The following is a 7986-nucleotide window of genomic DNA, read 5'->3' as shown; positions in this document are numbered from 1 at the left end:
GCGATGCCGATGTCCCGCAGGATCTGGTACTCCCGGTCGGTGAGCGTCATCGCCGGCGCCACCGTGATCGAGTCACCGGTGTGCACGCCCATCGGATCGAAGTTCTCGATCGAGCAGACCACCACGACGTTGTCGTTGCGGTCGCGCATCAGCTCCAGCTCGTACTCCTTCCAACCGAGGATCGACTCCTCCAGGAGCACCTCGGTGGTCGGCGACAGCGTCAGACCCTGACCCGCGATACGACGCAGGTCCTCCTCGTCGTGCGCGAACCCCGAACCCGCGCCGCCCATCGTGAACGAGGGACGCACCACGACCGGGTAACCACCCAGGGTGTCCACCCCCGCCAGGACCTCGTCCATGGTGTGGCAGATCACCGAACGCGCGGACTCACCGTGCCCGATCTTCGCGTTCACCGCCTCCACGACGCCCTTGAACAGCTCGCGGTCCTCGCCCTTGTTGATCGCCTCGACGTCCGCGCCGATCAGCTCGACACCGTACTTCTCCAGCGTCCCCGCCGCGTGCAGCGAGATCGCCGTGTTCAGCGCGGTCTGGCCGCCCAGCGTCGGCAACAGCGCGTCCGGGCGCTCCTTCGCGATGATCTTCTCGACGAACTCCGGGGTGATCGGCTCCACATAGGTGGCGTCCGCGACCTCGGGATCGGTCATGATCGTCGCCGGGTTCGAGTTCACCAGCACGACCCGCAGACCCTCGGCCTTCAGGACCCGACACGCCTGCGTGCCCGAGTAGTCGAACTCGGCGGCCTGACCGATCACGATCGGACCGGAACCGATCACCAGGACGGACTTGATGTCAGTGCGCTTAGGCACGCCGGCCCTCCGTCAGGACGTGATCCAGTAGCTGGTGGCCGTGCGGTCCACCGCGCGGTCGAGCGGGTCGCGGAAACGCCGGGCGACGAGCCCGACCGGGGTGAACACCAACACGTAGGCGAGCAGGAGCAGGAGTTGCAGGCCGGCGCGGCGGGCGGCGCCCAGCGCGGTGTGGCCCAGGGTGGTGCTGCTCGGCGCGGTGGTGCTCGGCGGGGTGGTGCTCATCGGGGTCGTCCTTCCTGGAGGGGGCCGAGGGGCGGTCGTGGTGCCGGGTGGTCAGTCGAGCGGGATCTCGTCGCGCCAGTCGCCCTCCTCGGTCCAGGCCGGCTGCTCGGCCTTGGTGAGCAGGAAGTCGCCGATGGCGAGCGTGTCGATGTCGGTGCGCATGAAGCAGCGGTAGGCGTCCTCGGGGCTCGTCACGATCGGCTCGCCGCGCACGTTGAAGGAGGTGTTGACCAGCACGGGGCAGCCGGTCCGCTCCTTGAAGTCGCCGAGCAGCCGGTGCAGTCGGGGGTCGGCCTCCGCGGTGACGGTCTGGATCCGGGCGGAGTGGTCGACATGGGTCACGGCGGGGATCGTGGAGCGGGCGCTCCTGAGCCGGTCCAGGCCGCGCGCGGTGCCGTCCGACTCCAGCCGCTGCTGTTCGGCCACCTGGGCCACGATGAGCATGTAGGGGCTGGGCTGGGAGAGCTTGAAGTACTCCTCGGCGTCCTCGGCCAGCACGATCGGGGCGAAGGGGCGGAAGGACTCGCGGAACTTGATCTTCTGGTTCATCACCGACTGCATCGCCGGGTTGCGCGGGTCGCCCAGGATCGAGCGGCCGCCGAGGGCACGCGGGCCGAACTCCATCCGGCCCTGGAACCAGCCCACCACCTTGCCCTCGGCGAGCTGTTCGGCGACCCGCCCGGAAAGCTCCTCCGGGGTCAGCCGGGTGTACGGCACGGCGTTGGCGTCGAAGTAGGCCGCGATCCGGTCGTTGTCGTAGCCCGGGCCGAGCCGGGAGGAGCGCATCGCGTCGCGGCCGGTGCGGGTGTGCGGACGGGCGGCGCGCTGGGCCAGCAGGGCGGCCCCGAGGGCGCCGCCGGCGTCCCCGGCGGCGGGCTGGATCCAGACCTCGTCGAAGATCCCCTCCTCGACGATCCGGCCGTTCGCCACGCAGTTGAGCGCCACGCCGCCGGCCAGGCAGAGCCGGCGCTCGCCGGTCCGCTCGCGGGCGGTGCGGGCCAGCCGGAGCATCACCTCCTCGGTGACCTCCTGGACGGACGCGGCCAGGTCGAACTCCCGCTCGGTGAGCGGGGCTTCGGACTGCCGGCGGGGCCCGCCGAACAGCTCCTCGAACCGCCGGCCGGTCATCACGTGGCCGTGCAGGTACTCGAACCAGTCGGTGTCGAGGTGGAACGAGCCGTCCGGCTTCAGGTCGATCAGCCGCTCCCGGATCAGCCGGGCGTACACCGGCTTACCGTACGGGGCCAGGCCCATCAGCTTGTACTCGCCGGAGTCCACCTTGAAGCCGCAGAAGTAGGTGAAGGCGGAGTACAGCAGGCCGAGCGAGTGCGGGAACCGCAGTTCGGCGACCGGTTCGACGCGCTGCCCGGTGCCGTGCCACAGCGAGGTGGTGGTCCACTCGCCGACGCCGTCGACGCAGAGCACCGCGGCGGACTCGTAGGGGCTCGGCAGGAAGGCCGAGGCGGCGTGCGACTGGTGGTGGCCGAAGCGCCGTACCGGCGGCACCGCGCCCAGGCCCAGTCCGCGCAGTTCCTCGCGCACGGTGTCCAGGGTGCGCGCCTTCCAGCCGAGCCAGGCGGGCATGACCTCCCGGAAGGAGCTCCAGGTGTGCGGCGCGGTCGCCGCGTAGGTGGCGAGCACCCGGCGGAACTTGCGCGCCGGGTCCTCGTAGTAGGCGATCGCATCGATGTCGCCCAGCGTCAGCCCGGCCTCGTCGAGGCAGTAGCGCACGGCCTGCGCGGGGAAGGCGGAGTCGTGCCGCCGACGGCTGAACCGCTCCTCCTGGGCGGCCGCCGCGATGCCGTCCGCGCCGACCAGCGCGGCGGCGCTGTCGTGGTAGTAGGCCGAGATGCCGAGCACTGTGGTGGCCACCGGTCCGCTCCTCAATTCGGGTTCTTCAACGTGACGTTCAGTGCGGCGTACAGGTCGGGCACGGTGCCCTCGGGCGGGTTCAGGGACCGGTAGCCGGCCCGGACGCGCTCCCACACCGCGGCCTCCTGCTGGGGGCCGACCGCCCCGGGCAGGTCGGCCAGGTAGCTGTCGATCGCGTCCGCCGCCCAGGCGGAGTGGCCGGTGGCGACGTTGTCGATGGTGTTGTGCAGGTCGACGAACTGGGTGCTGAAGCCGTGGTGCTTCAGTGCCGCCCGGGCGCTGCGGTAGCTGCCGCCCACACCGGAGAGCTCCATGGCGAGGTTGAGGCCGAGGATCTCGGGCTGGAAGCGCTGCGGGAACCGGGAGACGCTCAGCCAGTAGACCGGGAGCGCGAAGGATTCCTCCCGGAAGCCCGGCCACTCGGCGAACGCGGCGGACCCGGTGGGCGGCAGTTCGAAGCCCATCGTGGCGATCAGGTCCCGGTAGATCTTCGGGTGGTTCAACTCCCACTCGCCGTTGCCGAGTTCGTCCCAGTAGGTGCGGAACAGGAACTGGCCGCAGTGGGACGAGGCCAGCCGGTAGTCGGTGAACCCCTGCAGCCAGCCGCCGTCGATCATGATCAGCGGGGCCAGCTGGAGCGTGGAGTCGACGAGGTCGGCCCGGTCGGGCAGCGGCACGCTGCGCGCGGCGAACTCGCTGCCGTGCCGGTCGTGCGCCCGGTCCAGCCACTCCCGCAGGCCGCCCGCGCCCGGTCGCACGGCGGGCAGCTGCTGCGGGGCGCGGTCCAGTCCGTAGCGCGAACGGGCCAGCCAGCGCCGGGCGTAGTCGTACGCGTACCGGCGCAGGCCCGGGGTGTCCGTGCGGGACAGCAGCGCGCGGTAGGCGGCCCGGACGCCGATCCTCGGCAGCGGGGCCGCGTCGGGCGCGGTGGGGGCCGGGGCCGGGTGCTCGTGGTGCAGGTACCAGGAGCGCTGGGCCCGGTGCAGCGCCTTCCGGTCGTCCGGAGCCGGTGCCCCCTCGTCGGCCCCCTCGCCGGCCGCGGCGGCGCCGCCGGTGGGCAGCGCGGCGATCCAGCGGCGCAGCACGGCGATCTCGGCCGGGGTGAAGATCCGGAACATCGGGCCCTTGGGGCCGATCAGGCCGCGCAGCAGGGGGCTGGCGTCGGGCCGGCCCGGGCGGACCAGCGGGCTGGCCGCCAGGGCGTCGAGGAACGGGCCGGGCCCGGCCCCCGGGTCGGCGAACCACGCGGCCAGCGGGCGGCCCGCCAGCTTGTACCGGGCGTGGTAGACGGCGGCCTGGCGGGCCCGGGCGCAGATCAGCCGCCACACCTCGTAGTCGGGGTGCCGGGAGAGCCGGGTCTCGTCGAGCAGCGCCGCGCACCAGCGGCGCAGTTCGTCGAGCGCCCAGTGGAAGCCGCGGCGCAGCCGCTCCGCGCCGGCCGGGCCGTTCTCCGCCAGGTACTGGCGGGCGGCGGCGGTGGACAGCTCCAGCGCCGTCGCGGTGGGCTCGCCGCGCGCGGCGCCGAGGTCCAGGGTCAGCGCCTCGTCCCGGTCCAGGACCTCGGGGCCGAGGGCGGCCAGCGGGGGCAGCAGGCCGACCGAGCGCAGGCAGAGGTCGGCGCCCAGCAGTTCGGGCAGGAACGCGCCGGGCAGCCGGCTGAGCGCGAGCAGCATGGCCGGCAGCCGGAAGCTGAAGGTCTCGACCCGCTCGTTGGCGGCCAGCCGGGTCCGGGCGAGCGGTTCCTCGACGCGGTGGCGGTGCAGCAGGCGGCTGTAGTCGGAGCCGCGGTCCGCCTCGGCGTAGCCGACACCGACGTCGGCGGCGTACAGGGTGAGTACCCGCAGGGCGAGCGGGGTCTCGGCGTTGCCGGAGCTGGAGAGCCACTGGAGCCACGCGCCGGCGGACAGGGCCAGCGGCGCGCAGTTCAGCAGCACGCACCGGACGGCCGGGCCGTTGTCGGGCCCGGCCAGGGCCTGGGCGAAGTCCTCTCCCGCCGCGGCCGCCCAGGCGCGGGCGGTCGCGGTCAGTTCCTCGGGGTCCGCCGGCCGGCCGGGGGCGGTGTCCCCGGTGCGGCCGGCGGCCGAGAGGGCCGCCCGGACCGGTTCCAGGTCCGCGGGCCGCAGCGGCAGGTCCCCTTCGGGGTCGAGCGCGCGCAGGTACAGGATGCGGTGGTCGGGCTCGGGCTGGGCGGCTGCGTTGGTCATGGCGTACCGCGCCCCTCCGTTCTCGGCGTCGGTCGGGTCAGAACATCGGGTAGATGGAGCTGTCGTTGCGACGCTTGCGGCGGCGCCGGCGGAACAGCGCGACGATCTTCCGGAACACGGTTCGGCTCCCTGCTGCTGCGGTGTGGGCGTGAGTATGGGCGTGGGCGTGGCTGTCGGTGCAGGTGTCCGCGGACGGGACGGGACGGTGACGCGGGGCGCGGGCCGGGCTCAGAGGTCGAACGCGGCGCGCAGCAGCTCCGCGGTCACCTCGTGGCCGCGGTCGGTCAGATGGACCTGGTCGACGAAGAGCCACTGCTCGGCGGCCGGCGAGGCCGCGAGGGCCGCGTTGGCGTCCAGGAACGGGACGCCGGCCTCCTTGCAGACGGCCTCCAGCCGTTCGGCGTACACCTCGTGCACGGCCGGGTCGAGAACCGGGGCGAACAGGTTCCACATGCCCGCGCGCTCGGCGCCGGCCTCGTCGATCAGCGCCCGCTCCTCGGCGGTGAAGGGCTTGCGGGTCCAGGTGGCGGTGGGCTGCAGCACGTAGTGCAGCCGCGCCCCGAGCGGGGCCACCAGGTCGGCGAGGGTGCGCAGGTCGCGGGCGGCGTGCCGGACGGCGGTCTCGACGCGTGCGGCGGGGTCGGGAACGGTGCCCGCGGTGTCCGCGGCCTCCTCCGGCCGGCCCAGCCGCTTGGCGACCCGGCCGAGCCTGCCCCGGGCCCAGCCCGGCTGGCCCATCCGCTGCCCGAGGTCGGGCGCGCCGAGCTGGCCGAAGAACTCGCCGGAGAAGAAGAACTGCGGGTAGTCGCCGTCGGCTTGCGGCAGCCCGGCCACCACGAGGTTGTTGAGCCCCGAGAAGACCACCACGTCGCGCACCGCCGGCAGCCGGTGCCGGTGCAGTTGGAAGAGCGCCGCCTCCTGGGTGGAGTTGAAGGCCGGCGCCGCCAGATTGAGCCACGGCCGGGCCCGCGGGCCGCGGGAGAGCAGCGAGGGGATCGTCCAGGCGTCCCCGCTCGCGCCGAAGCCGAACGCGGGGGAGGCGCCGAGCACGACCCCCACGGGCTCCTCGGGCACCGTCCCGAGCAGCGAGACCGGCCCGGCGCTCCCGTGCGAGACGCGGAACCCTCCGGCGTCGGTGTTCACCACCGGGGAGCGGTAGCCCGGCCGGTTGAAGAACATCACGTACGGCAGCCAGCGCACCTCGCCGGTCGCGAACTCCTCGTACTGCTTGATCTGCGGCGTCAGCCGGTGCTGCGCTTCCACTGCGGCGCCTCCGATGTCCCCGGTGGGTCTCTTCGACCACCGAGTGTTCGGGGGGCGCCTAGATTGCGGCTCGAACCGTGTCGGAGCGGGCCGGCGGGCGCCGCGCGGTCCGGGCCCGGGCGGCACCCCGCCCGGGCCCGGCTCAGGCGGCCGCCCCGCACGGGTCCGTGGCGGACGTGCGCGGCCCGGGGCCTCGGCCGGGGCGCATCGGGCACTCGACGTGCAGCCAGTACCACTCGCCGCGGACCGTCGTGGTGACGGTGCCGCCGCTCAGCGCCAGCCGCGCGGCGAGGTTGCGCAGCCCGACGCCGCGCCGCGTCCGGCTGTCCGGAGGCGGTGTCCGGGCGCCGTTGTTGGCCACCCAGAGGTGGACCCGGTCGGCCCGTTCGCTGAAGATGACGGTGCACCGGGTGGCGTTGCTGTGGCGCAGCAGATTGGTGACGGCCTCGCGCAGCACGATGGACAGGCTGGTGCCCACCTGCTCGTCGAGCTTCTGCGGCGGGTGTCCGTCGATCTCGACCTTGAGCCCGGCCGTCTCCAGGGTTCCGCGCACCACCTGGAGTTCGCGTTCCAGTGACATCGCCTGCGGCCCGGTGGCCACCGCCCTGACGTCGGCCAGCGCCTGGCGGGCGAGCGCGAGGGTGTCCCGCAGCTCGGCGTGGGCCCGGCCGTCGTCGGTGCCGACCAGGCGCTGGATCAGCTCGATCTTCAGCGTGATGGCCGAGAGGCTGTAGCCCAGCAGGTCGTGCAGGTCGCGGGAGAACCGGAGCCGTTCGCTGGAGACGGCGATCTGGGTCGCCCGCCGCCGGGCCTCGTGCTGGCGGTGCACCAGGTCGCACAGGGCGCTCAGGCCGTAGGTGAGCACGCCGACGGCCAGCGAGGAGAGCTCCAGGTACAGCGGTGCGAGGCCCCGGTGCTGGTGCGGGGAGAGCGCCAGCACCGTGACGTTCACGAGCGCGAAGAGCGCCCAGGCGAGCGGTGCGCCGCGCAGCGCGATCAGGATCGCGCCACCGAGGAAGCCGCTCAGGTTGCCGGACAGGACCCCGGTGAGGGGCAGGGTCAGGAAGGTCAGCACGGCCTGGACGCCGATCAGTACGGCGGTGTTCCGGCGCGGGGCGCGCAGGGCGCTGGGGTGACAGTTGTACAGCTGGATGGCGAAGCAGCAGAGCACGATCAGCAGGGCGAAGCACAGCCCGGCCCGGTCGTGGGTGCGCTTCGCGAGGTTGACGGCTCCGATGACGGTGAGCCCGACCGTGACCGCTGCCACCAGCGCATAGGCGAAGCGCGGTGGCATGGCCTCTCCGGGGACGTCGTCGGCGACCGGTGCGGAGACGGAGCGGTGGGGGCTGTCTGTGGGGATTCTCATGTCCTCGCCCTTGATCGGTGTACGAGCAGTTCATACACGGGGCACCTGGGTGTCATGCACAGGGCTGACAAGTTGGCCGAAACGCTGAGGGTTCGACGCCCCGCCGCCGGGTAGCGGCCGCGCCCCGCGGACGCCGTGACGGGCCTTCGGCCGCGCGCCATACTGGGCGTTCGTACGGTCGTGGGCTCGTGCGTTCGCGGGTTCGTATGTTCGTGTGCTCAGGTGTTCA

The 7986-nt window shown here is 73.2% G+C and carries 5 protein-coding genes and 1 pseudogene; all 6 read right to left on the bottom strand.

Annotated features, from left to right (window positions below):
• Window positions 1–827: pseudogene (gene carB / locus ACFU9E_RS08340) on the bottom strand (carbamoyl phosphate synthase large subunit); the annotation flags it as partial.
• A gap of 12 nt (window positions 828–839) precedes the next feature.
• The gene (locus ACFU9E_RS08335) at window positions 840–1052 is read right to left on the bottom strand and encodes a hypothetical protein (protein WP_380682099.1); all 213 of its coding nucleotides are present in this window, start codon (window positions 1050–1052) and stop codon (window positions 840–842) included.
• 51 nt (window positions 1053–1103) lie between these two features.
• Entirely contained in the window at window positions 1104–2924 is a 1821-nt protein-coding gene (locus tag ACFU9E_RS08330) for a carbamoyltransferase (RefSeq protein WP_380682098.1), read from the bottom strand.
• 11 nt (window positions 2925–2935) lie between these two features.
• Window positions 2936–5128, bottom strand: coding sequence for an iron-containing redox enzyme family protein (locus ACFU9E_RS08325; protein ID WP_380682097.1), 2193 nt, complete (start codon window positions 5126–5128; stop codon window positions 2936–2938).
• A 228-nt stretch (window positions 5129–5356) separates the two neighbouring features.
• Complete coding sequence (locus ACFU9E_RS08320) at window positions 5357–6391, bottom strand: IopA (RefSeq protein ID WP_380682096.1); 1035 nt, start codon at window positions 6389–6391, stop codon at window positions 5357–5359.
• Between the two features lie 142 nt (window positions 6392–6533).
• Entirely contained in the window at window positions 6534–7757 is a 1224-nt protein-coding gene (locus ACFU9E_RS08315; RefSeq protein WP_380682095.1) for a sensor histidine kinase, read from the bottom strand.
• Between the last annotated feature and the right edge of the window lie 229 nt (window positions 7758–7986).

The organism is Kitasatospora sp. NPDC057595 (genome assembly GCF_042800875.1).
Classification (GTDB): domain Bacteria; phylum Actinomycetota; class Actinomycetes; order Streptomycetales; family Streptomycetaceae; genus Kitasatospora.
Note: the sequence above shows the minus strand (reverse complement) of the source record. Positions and strands in the feature narration are given on the sequence as shown.